This is a genomic window from Sulfurimonas autotrophica DSM 16294, assembly GCF_000147355.1.
GTDB lineage: Bacteria > Campylobacterota > Campylobacteria > Campylobacterales > Sulfurimonadaceae > Sulfurimonas > Sulfurimonas autotrophica.
The window spans coordinates 1,867,826-1,884,566 of the sequence record NC_014506.1; the positions used below are offsets into that span (position 1 = coordinate 1,867,826).

Consider the following 16,741-nt stretch of genomic DNA (forward strand, 5'->3'; position numbering starts at 1 on the left):
ATATAATTTTTCAACGCAATACAAAAGAGTATATATGATTGATGTTGAAAAAATGATTACGAAAAAGTATCCTAAACTAAAAAATAGTAAAGTCATAAAAGGTGCGATTTCAAAATTTGCAGACTCTGTGGTACATGAAGCCAAAATTAATAAATTTATACAAAAAAATAAACATTTGGGAAGTTTTGAGTTTATAGATGAAGTACTACAGCATCTCAATTTTAACTTTTTGGTCTCCGATAAAGATATACAAAACATTCCTTCTTCAGGACGTGTTGTCATCATTGCAAACCATCCTTTAGGCTCTTTGGATGCACTCGCACTTATAAAACTTATCAGCAATGTCAGAAAAGACATCAAAGTCGTAGCAAATGATTTTCTAGAAGTTATAAGCCCTATAAAAAACCTTCTTATCAATATAAACAACTTTAAATCGCGACAAAAAAAAGAAGCTATCACAAAAGTATATGCAGCACTGGATGCAGAAGAAGCCGTCATTATATTTCCCTCAGGGGAAGTCAGCCGCGCAGGTCCGACAGGTATAAAAGACAAAATCTGGCATAAAGGATTTTTAAAATTTGCCAAAAAAGGCAATGCACCGATACTGCCTGTATTTATAGGCGGAAAAAACTCCAAAACCTTTTACTCTGTTTCAACACTCAACAAAAAGCTTGCAGCCCTGCTTCTCTCACATGAGATGTTTAAGCAAAAAAACAAATCTATTCAAATGATAGTGGGTGAGCTTATACCTTATGAAAATATTTTGCCAAAAGGGATACAAAAAGAGAGACTTGTCAAACTCTACAAGAAACATCTTTATGCACTCAAAGAGAATCAAAGCTATTTTATCACCCAAAAACCTATTGCACATCCAGAAGACAGACGGGACATAAAAAGAGAGCTGAAATCTTCACAACTTCTCGGACAAACTAAAGACGGGAAAAAAATTTATTTGTATACCAGTGATGACAATAATTCCATTATTATAAATGAAATCGGCAGACTCAGAGAGCTCTCTTTTAGAAAAGTCGGTGAAGGCATCAACAAAAAAAGAGATATAGACAAATATGACAGATACTACAAACATATCATACTCTGGGATGATGAAGAACTTGAAATCGTCGGTGCATACCGCATAGCAGAATGTGCAGAAATTATACAAAAACTTGGAATCAATGCTCTTTATACAACAACGCTCTTTAACTACAATGAAGCATTTATGCCCTACCTTGATGATGCTATAGAGCTAGGCAGAAGTTTTGTCCAGCCAAAATACTGGGGTTCTCGCGCCCTTGATTACCTCTGGTTCGGTATAGGTGCTTATTTGAAAAATAATCCTCATATACGTTACATGTATGGTCCGGTGTCATTAAGTGAAAGCTACTCCAAAATAGCCAAAGATATGATTTTGTATTTTTATGATGTAACTTTTAAAGATGAAAAAAATCTGGTAAATGCGAAAATACCCTACAATTTTAAAACAGATGAAATACTTATAAATAATCTCAAAAGAGAATTTAGTGCCCCGGAGTACAAAGAAAATTTCAAAACACTTAAAAAAGCACTCGGCAGTATCAACACGAATATACCCACTCTGTATAAACAGTATGCCGACCTTTGTGAAGAAGGTGGCATCAAATTTTGCGCCTATAACATTGACCACGACTTTTCAAACTGCATAGACAGTTTTATAGTCGTTGATATTACAAAAATTAAAGACTCCCAAAGAAAAAGGTACATAAACTGATGAATGTAGAACTTACACAACACTGGAAAAACAATCTAGAAATTCTTGATGTTGCTTTTCAGCCTATAATCAATATTCAAACGGGTAAAATATACGGTGTTGAAGCACTGCTGAGAAATTTTCAGGATGTCGGTTTTCGCTCTATCTTTTCTCTTTTTGACACAGTATACAATGAAAAGCTGCTCTACTCTTTTGATTTGGCACTTAGAGAGAAGGCTTTCAAAAAATATACACAAATTCAAAATTATAAAGATATAAAACTCTTTTACAACCTGGACAACAGACTTATATCAATGGAAAACTTCTCTACAGGAAATACAACAAAAATCCTCAAAAAGTTCAATATAGAAAAAGCAAACATCTGTTTTGAGATTTCTGAAAGACATGAAATTTCCGGTGAATATGATCTGGAAAAAATATTGCAGCATTATAAAAGTGAAGACTACTCCATCGCCGTAGACGACTTTGGCGTCGGTTATTCAGGATATAAACTTTTGTATGATTCTACGCCGGATATTATTAAAATAGACAGGTTTTTTCTCCAAGGACTCGAAAAGAATAGAAAGAAAAAGTTAATGGTACGCAATATCACACATCTTGCCATTGAGCTTGGTATAAAAGTCATTGCAGAAGGTGTTGAAACAAAAGAGGAATACCTTACATGTAAAGATATAGGATGCCATCTGGCACAAGGCTATTTCATTCAAAAACCTACAAAAAATACAAAAAAAATTCATCAAATATATATGAATATTTCAGATATTATCAATAATAACAAACGCCATGATGATAAAAAAGTTGCCAAAAATGACAAAAAACACATAGCAATAAGCTCATTGATATAACCATCTGAAACAATCCTATAAATTGATTATTTTTTAATCAATCCTAAAGTTATAAATATGAATTAATAAGATATACTACTTGCAGATAAAATTCAGGAGAAAATTAATGGGAAAATTCGTTAATAATATAGAAGAGTTCTTTACATTTTGTAATGAAAATGATGTACAATTTGTAGATTTAAGATTTAGTGATATTAAAGGTGCATGGCATCACCTTTCATACCGTTACAGTGCAGTAAATGCAGAAAATTTAGAAAATGGTTTTCCTTTTGACGGTTCTTCAGTTGAAGCTTGGCAGCCAATCAATAAGTCAGATATGATTTTAAAAGCTGATGTACCTACCGCGTTTCTTGATCCTTTTACTGCTGATCCTACTGTTATTCTTATCTGTGATGTATATGATATTTATAAAAATGAACTGTATGAGAGATGTCCGCGTTCTATCGCAAAAAAAGCATTAAAACATGCTGAAGATATCGGAATTGCCGATGCTGCATACTTTGGTCCGGAAAATGAATTTTTCATCTTTGATGATGTGAAGTTTGTTGACAATATCAACGAAATGGGATTCAAAGTAGATACGGAAGAAGGTGAATGGAATTCAAACACTTCTTATGATGATATGTACAATACTGGTCACAGACCGGGAACTAAAGGCGGTTACTTTCCTGTAGCTCCAACAGACTCTATGGTGGATATGCGTGCTGAAATGATGCAGGTTTTAGAACAAGTCGGTCTTGAAGTTATTCTTGGGCACCATGAAGTTGCACAGGGTCAAGGTGAAATTGGAATCGTGTTTGGTGATATCATCACTGCAGGTGACAATGTTCAAAAATACAAGTATGTTGTAAAAATGATTGCACACCTTAATGGTAAAACTGCTACATTCATGCCAAAACCTCTTTATGGTGATAACGGAAACGGTATGCACGTACACCAATCACTTTGGAAAGACGGTAAAAACCTTTTCTATAAAGAAGGAAATTATGGTAATCTAAGTGAAATGGCTCTTCACTATACAGGCGGTATCTTTAAACATGCTGCTGCAGTTGCTGCATTTACTAACCCGACAACCAACTCATACAAGCGTCTGCTTCCTGGTTTTGAAGCACCAAGTATCTTGACATACTCTTCTCAAAACCGCTCTGCTGCTTGTCGTATTCCATATGGAGCGGGCGAAAAGGCTACACGTATTGAAATGAGATTTCCAGATTCTTCTGCTTGTCCTTACCTTGCATTTGCCGTAATGATGATGGCTGGACTTGACGGTATCAAACATAAAGACGTACCTACAGGACCGATGGATATCGATTTATTTGAGCTTTCTTTAGATGAAATTCGTGAAAAAGGTATTGTTCAAATGCCACACACACTTCGTGAAGCATTAGAAGCTCTCATCGCTGATAATGAATTCTTAAAACCGGTATTCACAGCAGACTTTATAGATGCTTATCAGCACTACAGATTTGAACGTTGTGTTTTTCCTGACGAGGGTCGTCCTACTGCTTACGAGTTTAAAACTACGTACCAGTGCTAAGCATTTTTGCTTAGTATTTTCCCACTTTTAGTGGGACTTCTTTACATGTAAAGCGCATCCCTAAACTTAAAACTCTTTCAAACAAACTTCTACAAACTTTTTATAATCAAAAATTAGATATAATTCCGCAATTAATAGTGTATGTAAGAGTGCATCTGTTAATAATTCAAGTAAAAAGGATTCATTATGATGAATATTCCTAAAGGTAAATACAGACCTTATCCCAAAATAGAATTGCCAGATAGAAAATGGCCTGATAATACTATAACAAAAGCTCCTATATGGTGTAGTGTAGATTTACGTGATGGTAATCAGGCACTTATCAACCCAATGGACATGAACAAAAAACTTGAATTATTTGCACTCTTACTCAAACTCGGTTTCAAAGAAATAGAAGTTGGTTTTCCATCTGCTTCAAAAATAGAATTTGACTTTTTACGTAAACTTGTAGATGACAACTTAATCCCTGATGATGTTACTATTCAGGTATTGGTCCAGGCACGTGAGCATCTTATTGCTAAAACTTTTGAAGCACTTGAAGGTGTTAAAAAAGCGACCGTTCATCTTTATAATTCGACTTCTATTGCACAAAGAAAAATAGTCTTTGGAAAATCTCAAGAAGAGATTATAGAACTTGCCTTAGAAGGTGTTGATTTGGTCAAAAAATATGAAGCCAATCACAACGGAGAAATCTTTTTAGAGTATTCTCCTGAAAGTTTTACAGGAACAGAGTTGGACTTTGCAGCACGTATATCAAACAAAGTAACTGCACGCTGGGGTATAAATAAAAACAGAAAAGTCATCATAAATCTCCCGGCAACAGTGGAGATGGCAACACCGAATATTTATGCAGACCAGATAGAGTGGATGAGCAGACATTTGGACAACCGTGAAAATGTCATCATCTCAACACATACACATAATGATAGAGGCACTTCTATCGCAGCAACAGAACTTGCTCTTTTAGCAGGTGCCGACAGAGTCGAGGGAACACTTTTAAGTAACGGTGAGCGAACAGGAAATGTCGATATTATTACCATTGCTTTAAATATGACTTCACAAGGCATAGATACAGGGCTTGATTTTTCAAATATTAATGAAGTCGTCAAAGTGGTTGAAACATGTACTGAACTTCCAACGCATCCTAGACATCCTTATGTTGGAGAACTTGTTTATACAGCATTTTCCGGTTCTCACCAAGATGCAATCAACAAAGGGCTTGCATATCAGCAGTCCAAAGAGGACCCTTTTTGGGAAGTTCCTTATTTACCGATAGATCCGGCTGATGTTGGACGTACCTATGAGAGTATTATCCGTATCAACTCACAATCCGGAAAAGGCGGTGTGGCTTATATTTTAGAGCACAACTACGGTTACCAGTTACCAAAGGCAATGCATCCTGAAATCGGTCGTGCAGTGCAGACTTTAAGTGATGAAAAGGGTCGAGAATTAGAACCTGACGAGATTTTGGAAGTATTTAAAAACACCTATTTTAATATTGAGGAGCATATCTCTTTTATAGACTTTACGCTCTCTTCAGATAATGGGACATCTACATGTACTTTAACATACAAGTATGATGACAGCGTCATTACATCGCAGGGAGAGGGAAACGGCCCTATTGATGCCTGTAAAAATGCACTGATGAAAAAGTATAAAAATGATTTTAGTATAAAGTCATACTCTGAACACTCCTGTGGCGATAAAAGCACTGCAAAAGCAGTAGCATATATAGAAATTCAAAGCAAAGAAATTCTTTCTTGCTTTGGAGTCGGTGCAGATAATGACATCACGATAGCTTCCATAAAAGCTATGTTTTGCGCCTTAAATCGGGCGTTCAAACCAAACTCTTAAAATAGAAGTTCGGCTTCCGGGTCGACTTCCTGTTCTCTTCTTGGTGGTTTTGAAATATCGCTGAAATACTCTTTTTTGCCATTTATATCTACTTCAATAATCCCCTCGGGTACATCAAATTTTCTTTTTATCTGCGGATATAATTTCAATACATTTCTAAAATAATAAGCAAATGCAGGACCGGAAACACGTCCTCCCGTCTCTTTATGATACATCGGTGTATTGTCATCATTTCCAAACCAGACAACAGTCTCAACAGTAGGAGAATAACCGGCAAACCAGGCATCTATGTTGTTATTTGTCGTTCCTGTCTTTCCTGCAAGTTCTATACCTCTGACCCTTGCTCTTCGTCCTGTTCCTCTTCGTACTACATCACGCAGTATTGTAGTCATTATAAAAGCCTGCGTCGGTGCGGTTATATAATAAGAAATATCCTGCTTTTCATAAATTGTACTGCCGCCTTGATCTATACTGGCTATTAAGTGAGGCTTGACCTGAATCCCGTAGTTTGAAAATGAAGTATAGTATTGTGCAAGTTCAAGCGGAGACATGGACATTGTACCAAGTGAAATAGACAAATCATTGGGAAGACTTTTGAAATGAAAGCGTTTGAGCTCTTTAAGCAGCTGAGAAAGGCCTATATCATTCACAAGATTAATAGTTGCAAGGTTTCTCGAGTGAATTAACGCTTCTCGTAAGGTAATAAGTCCTTTATAATTTTTTTCATAATTTCTAGGCTGCCACTTCATCTCTTGCCCGTTTTTTTCATACTCATACGTTTGAGCAATATCTACAAGTTTTGTAGCACCGGAATAGCCTAAATCAATCGCCACCTGGTATATAAAAGGTTTAAAAGCAGAGCCTGGTTGACGCCTACCTTGTGTCGCACGATTATAAGAGCTTTGTTTATAATCAACACTCCCCACAAGTGCCAAAATATCTCCACTTTTAGAATCAAGTGATACTAGAGCTCCGTTTAACTGAGAAACATTGACATCCTGAACTTTAAATTCTTCATCTGCATTTGCCAGTGCTTTTTGTAACTTTTTTTCATCTTTTTCTTTGTATTTTTTAATTCTTTTAAGTGCTGAAGTATATGCATATTGCAATGATTGACGGGCAACATCTTGAAGCTTCAGATCAATCGTAGTATATATTTCATACCCGCCTGTTTTCAAATCATTCAGTCCCATCTCTCTAAATCTGCGTGCAACTTCATCCACAATAAAAGGTGCTTTGTTTTGTGTAAGCGTGTCATCATAGACAACAGGTGTTTCTGCCAAAGCTTTTTCAAAAGCTGCATCATCAATCCAGCCTAACGTATGCATTCTTGTAATAACTCGGTTGGCTCTGCCCATAGAAATATCGTAGTTTTTTGTAGGGGCATAGGTACTTGGTGCTTTTGGCAGACCTACAAGTATTGCCATCTCTTTGAGTGTCAAGTCAGAGAGTTTTTTATGAAAATAACCGTCTGCTGCTGTTTTTACACCATAATAGCCATGCCCAAAATAAATTTCATTTAAATAACGTTCCAAGATCTGTTCTTTTGTCAGTGCATTTTCAAGTTTATATGAATATATCAGTTCTTTTATCTTTCGTGAAAGTTTTTTCTCTCTTGTCAAAAGCTTATTCTTTACCAGCTGCTGTGTAATCGTACTCGCACCTTCAACCATTTTTCTTGCTTTTATATCTTTTATGATTGCACGAAAAATTGCATCGAAATTAACCCCTGAATGTTCAAAAAAAGTTGTATCCTCAATGGCTACAAGCGCTTCGACAATTCTTGGAGGAATTTCATTGAATGAAGCATAATATCTATGTTGTTTATCAAAGATATTGGCTATTTTTTCTCCATGTTTATCATATATTCTGCTTGTTTGCTTTGGCTTGTAATTTACCAGCGAAGAGATGTCATAATCATAACTTACCAGGTAATAGCCAAGGATTATAAAAGGAGATAAAAACCCTAAAACCAGCAACGTTATAAATGTTTTTTTCAATATTTTTTTCATATTCTAAATTCCCTGTTGGCAAAATTTGCCTCTATCAATATTTTTGTATATTCTTGTTTTGGGTTTTGCATCACTTCATTCATTTTTCCGCTTTCAATGATTTTTCCATTTTTGATAATTGCTACACCCTCGCATAATTCTCTTGCAGAAATAATGTCATGTGTCACAAAAAGCATTTTAAACTGCTCTTTTTTTTGAAGTTTTTTTAGTAGTTGTATAATCATCTCTTTTGTATCCGGATCAAGTGCCGTTGTCGGCTCATCAAGTAAGAGTAATTTTGGTTTTGATTCTAACGCAATTGCGATGACAACACGCTGAAGTTGTCCCCCTGAGAGTTCAGGTACAAACCGATCAAGTAAACCATAACTCAGGCCCACTTCATCAAAAAGTTCCTGCACTCTTTTTATGTCACTGAAAAACTGTTTTTTTATTTTTGTAAGAGGAGAGAGCGCTGTAAAAGGGTTCTGTGGAACAAAAGAGACTGTTTTGCCTCCAATTAATTCAAAGTCAAAATTATCTTCGAGTTGAAGCTTCATCTCTTTTGGAAGCATCCCCAAAAGAGCTTTAATCGTTAGACTTTTACCGCTCCCGCTTTGTCCTATCAGTGCCAATGAAGATGAAATATCAAATGCGATATCCACCAAAGCCTCATTATTATAAATAATTTTGAGTTTTGAGACATTCATCATATCATACCTGCCAATTGTCTGCATACATCTCGTAGAGATTCGCTGCTCTCGCCCAGTCTGGCTATTAAACGAATGATTGCCGATGAAACTGTGGGCTGCCGTATCGCTCCTACACTATAGTTACATGTAAGCAGCTTGTTTTTTATTTCTATAACTTTTTTATTATCGCCAATGCCAATAGGAACAATCAAGCCCTTTACATGTAAGCCCAATTCTTCTAAAACTATTGTTTGGCGGAGTGCTATCTCTTTTTTTAAAGTTTCACTGTTTGATAAGATGTATTTGAGTGCATTATGTGCCAAAAGCGTATCATACAAAGAGAGTGAAGTCGCGTAAATAATGGGTTTCGCACGATTTAAAAGGTATTCTGATATATGCTGTGAAGAAAGTATAAAAGCACCAAAACTTCCATATGCTTTGCCAAGCGTTCCCATTTTTATGTAATTTTCTTTTATTTCAATCCCATAGTAGTCAAAAATACCCATCAGCTTTTCTCCAACTACACCGCTGCTATGTGCTTCATCTACAATCAAAAGAGCTTGTGCCTCATCACAAAGAGAAAACACCTCTTTGTCGCACAAATCACCGTCCATAGAGTAAATCCCTTCAACCGCAACGATTTTTCGTTTGGCATTTGAATTTTGCAGCAATCTTTTTAACGCCTGCATATCATTATGCTTAAAAAATACTACATCAATATTGTGTAGCTGTGAAGCAAGCACGCCTGAAGCATGGTACAGTTCATCCATAAAAAGCGTATCGCCTCTGCGAACAAGTGATTCTATCAAAGCAATGTTTGCATTAAAACCGCTGCCTAAAACTATGCCTGCTTCAAAATCATTGGCTCTGCACAAAGCATCTTCAAAATCTTTATGTATTTGATGGTAGCCGTTTACAAGCATAGAGGCTTTGGAATTGTTCAAAGGATACCCGGCTAATTGTTTACATGTAAGCGTATGAAGTTCTTTATGATGCGAAAGTCCAAGGTAATCATTTGAGGCAAAATCGTGCAGTCTGTTGTCTACAATTTCACGTGTTCTGTAACGCCCTGCCCGTTTAAGAGCTTTGAGCTCTTTTTCATAAGGGTTCATCCAAGAACTACCTTATTTCTCCCCGTCTCTTTTGCTTTATAGAGCGCCACATCTACTCTCTTGTATATTGAAGTATCATCATCGCCTTTTTCATACCCTGCAACACCAAAACTCATCGTAATAGGAAGAATTTCTTTATAGTTTTCTACACTTTCTCTTAATTTTTGAGCCAATAAATAGGCTTTGTCTTTAGTGGTATTTGGCAAAATCACAATAAACTCTTCACCACCGATTCTGCAAAAGATATCTGTATCTCTTAATATAGAAGATATATACTTTGTATATTCAACAAGCACTTTATCACCCATATCATGTCCGTAATTATCATTAACTTTTTTAAAAAAATCTATATCAAAAATAACCAGTGAAAAAGGATGATTATAGCGCTGTGTCAATACAATCTGTTCATCAAATTTTTGATGAAAAAAGCGGCGGTTTCCGATATTTGTCAACGCATCATTAATAGCCAGCGACTCCAGCTCTTTTTTATAATGTTCTTGTTCGGTAATATCGGATAATATTACTCCGTAAAGGTTGTTTTTCTCATCTAGTACAGAAGCTGAAATAGAAAAATAATAGACATTCTCGTTAATTTTCACTTTTGCCTTATGGTACACGACCTTATTCTTCAACAGGTATTTTATCCAGCTCAAGCCATCATTGATTTGTGAAATATACCCTTCCTCCTCTACAAAAAAATCACATATACAGTGATGTTTTTGAGAAAACTCTTCAATATTTCTATACCCTTTAAAGTATTTAAAAAAAGTTTTATTCGCAGAAACAATCCTGCTCATGTCACTTACTAAAACAATGTTTAAAGAATTATCAATAATATCTTTATAATAATGTTTTTGTTCGTTATAATGATAAAAAAGAATGCTGATACCAACAAATAAAAGTGTAATAAGAGCAATAATCCATATCAAACTTAATTTTAACGTGACAAAAATTACAAGTAAATATGCAAGTAAAATATTAACAAAGAAGCTGTACTTTTTGTATAAACCCATCACGACTCACCCATAAATGTTTGTAAAACTTCGACACAAAGACCCATCGCAGTACTTTCATACCCTTTGACTTCTTTAATGTAAGATTTACAAAACCCTTCGACCATGCAGGCTCCGGCTTTACCGCGCCAATCACCGCTGTCTAAATAATTTTCTAAGCTCTCTTGATTAAACTCATCAAACAAATAGTCTGTTTTTGAAATATCTATAATTTTTTTCTTTTTTGAATGATATATCATACATGTAATGATGCTCGTAATATTTCCGCTTTGTGTCATTAAAATATTACGGGCATCATCTTTGCAGCGTGCTTTTCTTAAAATATGCCCTTGACTTGTAACCACCGTGTCAGCCACCAAAAGCGGATAGTCTTCATATCCGAATGCTTTGAGGTTTGCTTCGTATTTGCCTAGAGTTGCCTGATAAACAAAATTTTTCGGGCAACTTGCAATAATGCTCTCTTCATCAAAATCAACACTCTCTTGAATAAAATCAATGCCTGCTTTTTCTAATAGCATGGCGCGTGTTTGGGATGAGGAACAGAGTCTAATACGCATTTCTTAAAGTAACTCCCAAATAAATTGCAACAATTCCAAGTACAATATTTACGGGAACCATATATTTTCCAATGAGTTCAAGCGCTTTTTTCGCACCTGTCGTGTCACCTTTTTGCAAAAGTTTATCTGCTTTGTTACGTCTGAGAATCATCATCCCGAGATTGGTACTCATCAACATCCAGATAGCCTCTTTCGTATGAACAAGATTATATATGTGCATCGCATACGTATCTATAACATTTCCGTTTGCATCCACTGCCGCTGCACGAAAGCCGAGTCCCACGGCCATAATAATGGCTGTAATTATAAGTATAATCACAAAAGGCGAAACAATCATAAAAAGACGTTTCAGTGCCTGAGAGATTCGTTCTAACCTGTGCATTGGTGATTCTATCTGCATAAATGAAGCATGCGCGGCAAATTTCATAGCGACCATACCGCCAACCCATACAACGGCAGAAACTACATGTAAAAAGACTATTTGCGTTCTATAATCCGCAAAAAGTTCAATCATCATCTCTTTCATTAACCGAGTACCTCGGTTATAAATTTCATCGCTTCTTCTTTTGCCTCAGGCAGTTTTGAAGCATCTTTTCCGCCGGCTTGGGCAAAATCTGGGCGACCGCCGCCGCCTCCGCCAAGAATCGGTGCTATTTTTTTAATCCAATCACCCGCTTTTGCCTCACAGCCTTTGACTCCCGCAGCGATGAGGACTTTGTCCCCTTTGACCTGAAAAAGCATTGCGCAGAGTTTGTCATTTTGGTTTTTCAACTCATCGATTTTTTCTTTAATATCACCGCTTGGGAGTTCATCCACTACAACCGTTACACCGTTAATAGCATCAGTTTTTATTTCCACTTTTGCAGACTCCTGAGCCTCTTTTAATTCAGATTTAAGCTCTGCAATATTTGATTTAAGTCTATGAATGCCGGCAAGCAGGTCAAGATTTTTCACTTCACCCTGTGCCTCTTTTAGAAGCGCTCTTTGCTCACAGAAATATTTGTACGCTGTATTTCCACAAACTGCTTCTATTCGTCTGACACCCGCACTGACACCACTCTCTTTCGTAATGATGAATGAGCCGATATTTGCCGTATTTTCTACATGTACACCGCCGCAGAATTCGACGGAAGCATCTGCAAAGCTTACGACACGTACTTCATCGCCGTACTTTTCGCCAAACTGACTTTTTGCCCCTGATTTTTTTGCTTCTTCTATAGGAAGTACTTCTGTCTGTGCGGGAATTGCACGCATGATTTCTACATTTACACGCTCTTCTATCTCTTGCAGTTCCTGCTCACTCACCGCTTTTGGATGTGAAAAGTCAAAACGCAAACGATTTGCTTCTACGAGTGAGCCCGCTTGAGAGATATGCTCACCGAGAACATCGAAAAGTACCGCATGAAGCAGGTGCGTAGCAGAGTGATGTTTTGTAATCTCATTACGTGAAATGTCAACCTCTGCATCCACTGCATCACCTACTTTGAGTTCATTCTCTACTGCGATTCTAGAAAGATTCAGTCCAAAAAACTTTTTCGTATCAAGCACTTTTGCATGCTCTTTTAACTCTCCGGCATCACCACACTGCCCACCGCTCTGGGCATAAAAAGGCGTTACATCTAAAAAGACCCACCCTTTTTGCCCTTTTATAAGCGCTTCTACTCTTATAAAATTCTCATCAAGTAGCGACAACACTTTACTTGCATGGTGTGTTGTCTCATATCCGACAAACTCATTTTCACCGAACTCTTCTAAAAGCGCTTTAAAGTCGCCGCTTACAGCGTCATCTCCACTTCCTTTCCAGGCAGCTTTTGCACGTTTTCTCTGCTCGCTCATCAACTCTTCAAATTTTGCCGTGTCAAGTGACAGATTTTTTTCTTTAAGCATATCTTCTGTCAAATCTAACGGAAAACCGTAGGTGTCATAAAGTTTAAAAGCAACTTCTCCCGAAAACGCATCTTTCGTATTTTGCATTTCCATATTAAAAAGCGCAATTCCCGACTCGATTGTTTTGAAAAATCTCGCTTCTTCAAGTTCTATCTGCTCTTTAACAGCATTGGCTTTTGTGTTAAGGTACTCATATTCACCGCCCATAATGTCCACAAGCGTATCCACAAGTTTATACATAAACGGTTCTCGAAATCCAAGAAGATATCCATGACGTACAGCACGGCGTAAAATTCTGCGAAGTACATAACCGCGCCCCTCATTTGAGAAGTTTACACCTTGTGCCAGTAAAAATACTGTTGTTCTGATATGGTCGGCAATAACACGATAAGAAGCACCCGAAGCATAGATATACTCTTTGCCTATCATATCTTCAACTTTACGGATTATCGGCATAAATAAAGAGGAGCCGTAGTTTGAAAGTGCCCCTTCCTTGATGGCTACAACACGTTCAAGCCCCATTCCCGTATCTATAGACGGATGTGCAAGAGGAACTCTTTGACCGCCTTTTTCTTTGACTTCATACTGCATGAAAACAAGATTCCAAATCTCTAAAAATCTGTCTCCCTCGCCACCCATATAGTCCTCAGGACCTGTAAAATGTTCCGCTCCCTGATCATAAAAGATTTCAGAACACGGTCCGCACGGTCCGGTGTCGCCCATCGACCAGAAGTTATCTTTATCACCCAAACGCATGATTCGCTCAGCTGCTATATGTTTTTTCCACATTGCTTCTGCTTCATCATCGCTCTCATGAACAGTTACCCAAAGTTTGTCTTTGTCTAAATGCAATACTTCGGTGATGAACTCCCAGGCATAGGCTATAGCTTCTTCTTTGAAGTAGTCTCCAAAGCTAAAGTTACCCAACATCTCAAAAAATGTATGATGACGTGCGGTATGTCCGACATTTTCAAGGTCATTGTGTTTACCGCCTGCACGGATACAAGTTTGACAAGATGTTGCACGAGGATTTGCAGGACGAGGAACTTCACCCGTAAAAATCGACTTAAACGGCACCATGCCCGCGTTATTAAAAAGCAGAGTCGCATCATCAGGCACTAAAGGTGCCGATGGAACTCTTGTATGTTGTTTTGATTCAAAAAACTTTAAATACTCTTCTCTGATATCCATGTATATTTCTCTTTTATAAAATTACGCGATTATATCCAAAAGAAGCTAAAAAGATAATATTTTTAAATTTTTACGCCAATTCCGCCTGCAAAGCAGTTTTCACCAAAGACATCTTTATACATTTGGATAGCTTTATCCCCTGTACAGTGAGTCGGAAGAACTTTTTTTACACCCAAGGCTTTTACTACGTTTATGGATTCCTGTATCTCCGCTTCGCTGCTTCTTAAAAGATGAAAACCACCTATAGCAAAGTCTATCTTTTTGCCGATGATTTTTGAGGCAACTTGAGTGATATTTTGAATGCCAAAGTGTCCGCAACCGGTGATAACTTTTGTCTCTTTGGCATCAATAACCAAAGACTGTTCCGCCGTTGCATCACCCAAAAGCCCTGTTGTGTATACACCTTTGAGAAGTTGCTGCGGTTTTCTTGTGCATATTATTACCTCTTTTACTAAAGTTTTCAGGTCGTTTATAAGATGCTTAGGGAGTGATTCAGGAACAAACAACGTCACATCAGGGTTCAGTTCTATGATGCTATCGAGACCGCCGATGTGGTCCCAATGCGAATGAGAAACAAAAATATACTCTATCTCCTTCACATCCATACTCAAAACTTCCATATGTTTTAGCAAAAACCTGCCATTGCTTCCAGTATCAAAGAGCAGTTTATACTCTTGCAAGTAGGCACTAAATCCCCACAAAGGTTTACAAATAGAGCATATATGTTCATCAAAATTGTTGTTATCAAATAAAATTTTCATAAAAGCATTTTATCTTCTAATAGTTAACAAAAGTATAAATTATAATTACATAAAAAGGGAATAGACAAATGACATTTATTGATGAAGATATTTATACAGCTGTTAAAAATTATTTGCTTAAAATAAGTGAATATGTTAAATCACACGGTGGAGATATTAAGCTTCTAGGAGTAAAAAACGGAACTGTTTATATTACTTTAACAGGGGCATGCGGTGGCTGTTCAAAAAAAGCTTATATCGCCTATTTCACAAACCGCTCATCTGAGCGGATTGCACTCACTTCTTGGCTTGAGGACTTCATCCAGCCATTTTTCACTTCACCTTCTATTTTATCAAAATTTTCAATGTAAGGCTTAATATCTAAAAGTGGCGTACCATCTAAAATATCCACTCCTTTAATCGTAACAATATTATTTTGCACATCCACAAGTTCGACTACGGAGAGTCCTATACTGTTTGGATGCATCGGTGTTCTTGTTGAAAATACCCCACGAGGTGTATTTGTTGTATCATTAAAAGGGATGACACTGAGTTGATGTTTTTCTATTTTGTGAAAGTAATAAATCAAATAAACATGACTAAAACCCTCTAAATCTTTTAATCCCTCTGCAAATTCTTCTTTGAACTCTATGTGCGCATATATTTCACTTGCACCACAAGGTTGCACAGGCATATTTGTCAGTTCACAAAAAGGAGATTTAATGGTAGCAATTTGTCTTAAGTTTATCTGCATTTATATCTCTTTTATTCTTTTCATTTTACTTATCCACTCTACTAAAACATCTAGCTCTTTATCGCTAATTTTATTTCTAAAAGAAGGCATAACAGCACCTCGATAGTCTTTCCATCTTTTTGCACTGCCATCTTCAATACTTTTTTTAAGATATACAACATCATCGCTGTAACGTGCTGCTATTTTAGCAAAAGAAGGGCCGACTACATCTTTTTCTTTTTTGTGACAACTTAAACAATTATATTTTAAAGCAAGTCTCTCACCTGCAGGCATTTTTCGTAGTCTGTTCTCGATTGCCTGTGCCTTAGTTAAATTTTTAAGAGTGTAATGTTCAAACATATACTCGGCTATGGCTTCTAATTCATTTTGCGTCACATTTGCTTTTTGTGATGGCATCACACCATAACTCTCTAAACTTTTTTTGTCACAAAAGGACTTTGATGCATTTGGATTGACAACATAATCTTTTACAAAGTCAATCGCTTTTGGAATTTTATCACTCTCGCTGCCGGCTTTGATAAAATCTTTTATATGAAAAGCAACAGCCATCATTGGCGGTGCTTTTTCATCTGTAAATGTTTTTGGTGGTAAGTCAAGATTATGACAAGCAGAACATTTTTCTTCTAGCAGTTTTTTGCCATCTAAATTTGATGTATGTTTTTTCTCACATCCTGCAAAGAAAAAAATCAACACAAAGCCAAGTATTATTTTCATTTTATTTTTACCTTATTATTCATTTTAAAGTATGATAATTATAACGGACATATATTCAATATGTCAAGAATAATCAATAAAATTTATCAATATAATAAGTTCAGAAAATA

Annotated in this window: 15 protein-coding genes; 5 read left to right on the forward strand and 10 right to left on the reverse strand. The window is 36.6% G+C overall.

Annotated elements, in window-relative coordinates:
- Positions 1-34 precede the first annotated feature (34 nt).
- From olsF to leuA, 4 genes are all read left to right on the forward strand, one after another.
- Entirely contained in the window at positions 35-1,747 is a 1,713-nt protein-coding gene (gene olsF, locus SAUT_RS09510) for a bifunctional ornithine lipid synthase OlsF (protein ID WP_013327673.1), read from the forward strand.
- Positions 1,747-2,592, forward strand: coding sequence for an EAL domain-containing protein (locus SAUT_RS09515; protein WP_013327674.1), 846 nt, complete (start codon positions 1,747-1,749; stop codon positions 2,590-2,592). Before olsF ends, SAUT_RS09515 begins: the two co-directional genes overlap by 1 nt.
- A gap of 106 nt (positions 2,593-2,698) precedes the next feature.
- Positions 2,699-4,129: a type I glutamate--ammonia ligase gene (gene glnA, locus SAUT_RS09520; RefSeq protein ID WP_013327675.1), complete on the forward strand. Its 1,431-nt coding sequence runs from the start codon at positions 2,699-2,701 to the stop codon at positions 4,127-4,129.
- A gap of 186 nt (positions 4,130-4,315) precedes the next feature.
- On the forward strand, positions 4,316-5,983 hold the full coding sequence (leuA, locus tag SAUT_RS09525; protein ID WP_013327676.1) for a 2-isopropylmalate synthase: 1,668 nt from the start codon (positions 4,316-4,318) through the stop codon (positions 5,981-5,983).
- Here the strand turns inward: leuA and SAUT_RS09530 are convergent.
- From SAUT_RS09530 to SAUT_RS09565, 8 genes are all read right to left on the reverse strand, one after another.
- The gene (locus SAUT_RS09530) at positions 5,980-7,995 is read right to left on the reverse strand and encodes a penicillin-binding protein 1A (RefSeq protein WP_013327677.1); all 2,016 of its coding nucleotides are present in this window, start codon (positions 7,993-7,995) and stop codon (positions 5,980-5,982) included. The two genes, leuA and SAUT_RS09530, sit on opposite strands and share 4 nt — an antisense overlap.
- Positions 7,992-8,684, reverse strand: a complete 693-nt coding sequence (locus SAUT_RS09535) for an ABC transporter ATP-binding protein (protein WP_013327678.1) — start codon at positions 8,682-8,684, stop codon at positions 7,992-7,994. The genes SAUT_RS09530 and SAUT_RS09535 overlap by 4 nt, the downstream gene beginning before the upstream one ends.
- Positions 8,681-9,775 (reverse strand): aminotransferase class I/II-fold pyridoxal phosphate-dependent enzyme, encoded by a 1,095-nt coding sequence (locus tag SAUT_RS09540; protein WP_013327679.1) that lies wholly within the window; start codon positions 9,773-9,775, stop codon positions 8,681-8,683. Before SAUT_RS09540 ends, SAUT_RS09535 begins: the two co-directional genes overlap by 4 nt.
- Complete coding sequence (locus SAUT_RS09545) at positions 9,772-10,788, reverse strand: sensor domain-containing diguanylate cyclase (protein ID WP_013327680.1); 1,017 nt, start codon at positions 10,786-10,788, stop codon at positions 9,772-9,774. The genes SAUT_RS09540 and SAUT_RS09545 overlap by 4 nt, the downstream gene beginning before the upstream one ends.
- Positions 10,788-11,345 (reverse strand): septum formation inhibitor Maf, encoded by a 558-nt coding sequence (gene maf / locus SAUT_RS09550; protein ID WP_013327681.1) that lies wholly within the window; start codon positions 11,343-11,345, stop codon positions 10,788-10,790. The genes SAUT_RS09545 and maf overlap by 1 nt, the downstream gene beginning before the upstream one ends.
- Positions 11,335-11,871 (reverse strand): hypothetical protein, encoded by a 537-nt coding sequence (locus SAUT_RS09555; RefSeq protein WP_013327682.1) that lies wholly within the window; start codon positions 11,869-11,871, stop codon positions 11,335-11,337. Before SAUT_RS09555 ends, maf begins: the two co-directional genes overlap by 11 nt.
- Positions 11,871-14,423, reverse strand: a complete 2,553-nt coding sequence (gene alaS / locus SAUT_RS09560; RefSeq protein ID WP_013327683.1) for an alanine--tRNA ligase — start codon at positions 14,421-14,423, stop codon at positions 11,871-11,873. Before alaS ends, SAUT_RS09555 begins: the two co-directional genes overlap by 1 nt.
- A gap of 62 nt (positions 14,424-14,485) precedes the next feature.
- The gene (locus SAUT_RS09565; protein ID WP_013327684.1) at positions 14,486-15,184 is read right to left on the reverse strand and encodes an MBL fold metallo-hydrolase; all 699 of its coding nucleotides are present in this window, start codon (positions 15,182-15,184) and stop codon (positions 14,486-14,488) included.
- Between the two features lie 68 nt (positions 15,185-15,252).
- Here SAUT_RS09565 and SAUT_RS11200 point away from each other — a divergent pair, with 68 nt between their 5' ends.
- Positions 15,253-15,534: a NifU family protein gene (locus tag SAUT_RS11200; RefSeq protein ID WP_083778316.1), complete on the forward strand. Its 282-nt coding sequence runs from the start codon at positions 15,253-15,255 to the stop codon at positions 15,532-15,534.
- Here the strand turns inward: SAUT_RS11200 and tsaA are convergent.
- On the reverse strand, positions 15,426-15,917 hold the full coding sequence (gene tsaA / locus SAUT_RS09570; protein WP_013327685.1) for a tRNA (N6-threonylcarbamoyladenosine(37)-N6)-methyltransferase TrmO: 492 nt from the start codon (positions 15,915-15,917) through the stop codon (positions 15,426-15,428). The genes SAUT_RS11200 and tsaA overlap by 109 nt on opposite strands.
- Positions 15,918-16,631, reverse strand: coding sequence for a c-type cytochrome (locus SAUT_RS11110; protein ID WP_013327686.1), 714 nt, complete (start codon positions 16,629-16,631; stop codon positions 15,918-15,920).
- Between the last annotated feature and the right edge of the window lie 110 nt (positions 16,632-16,741).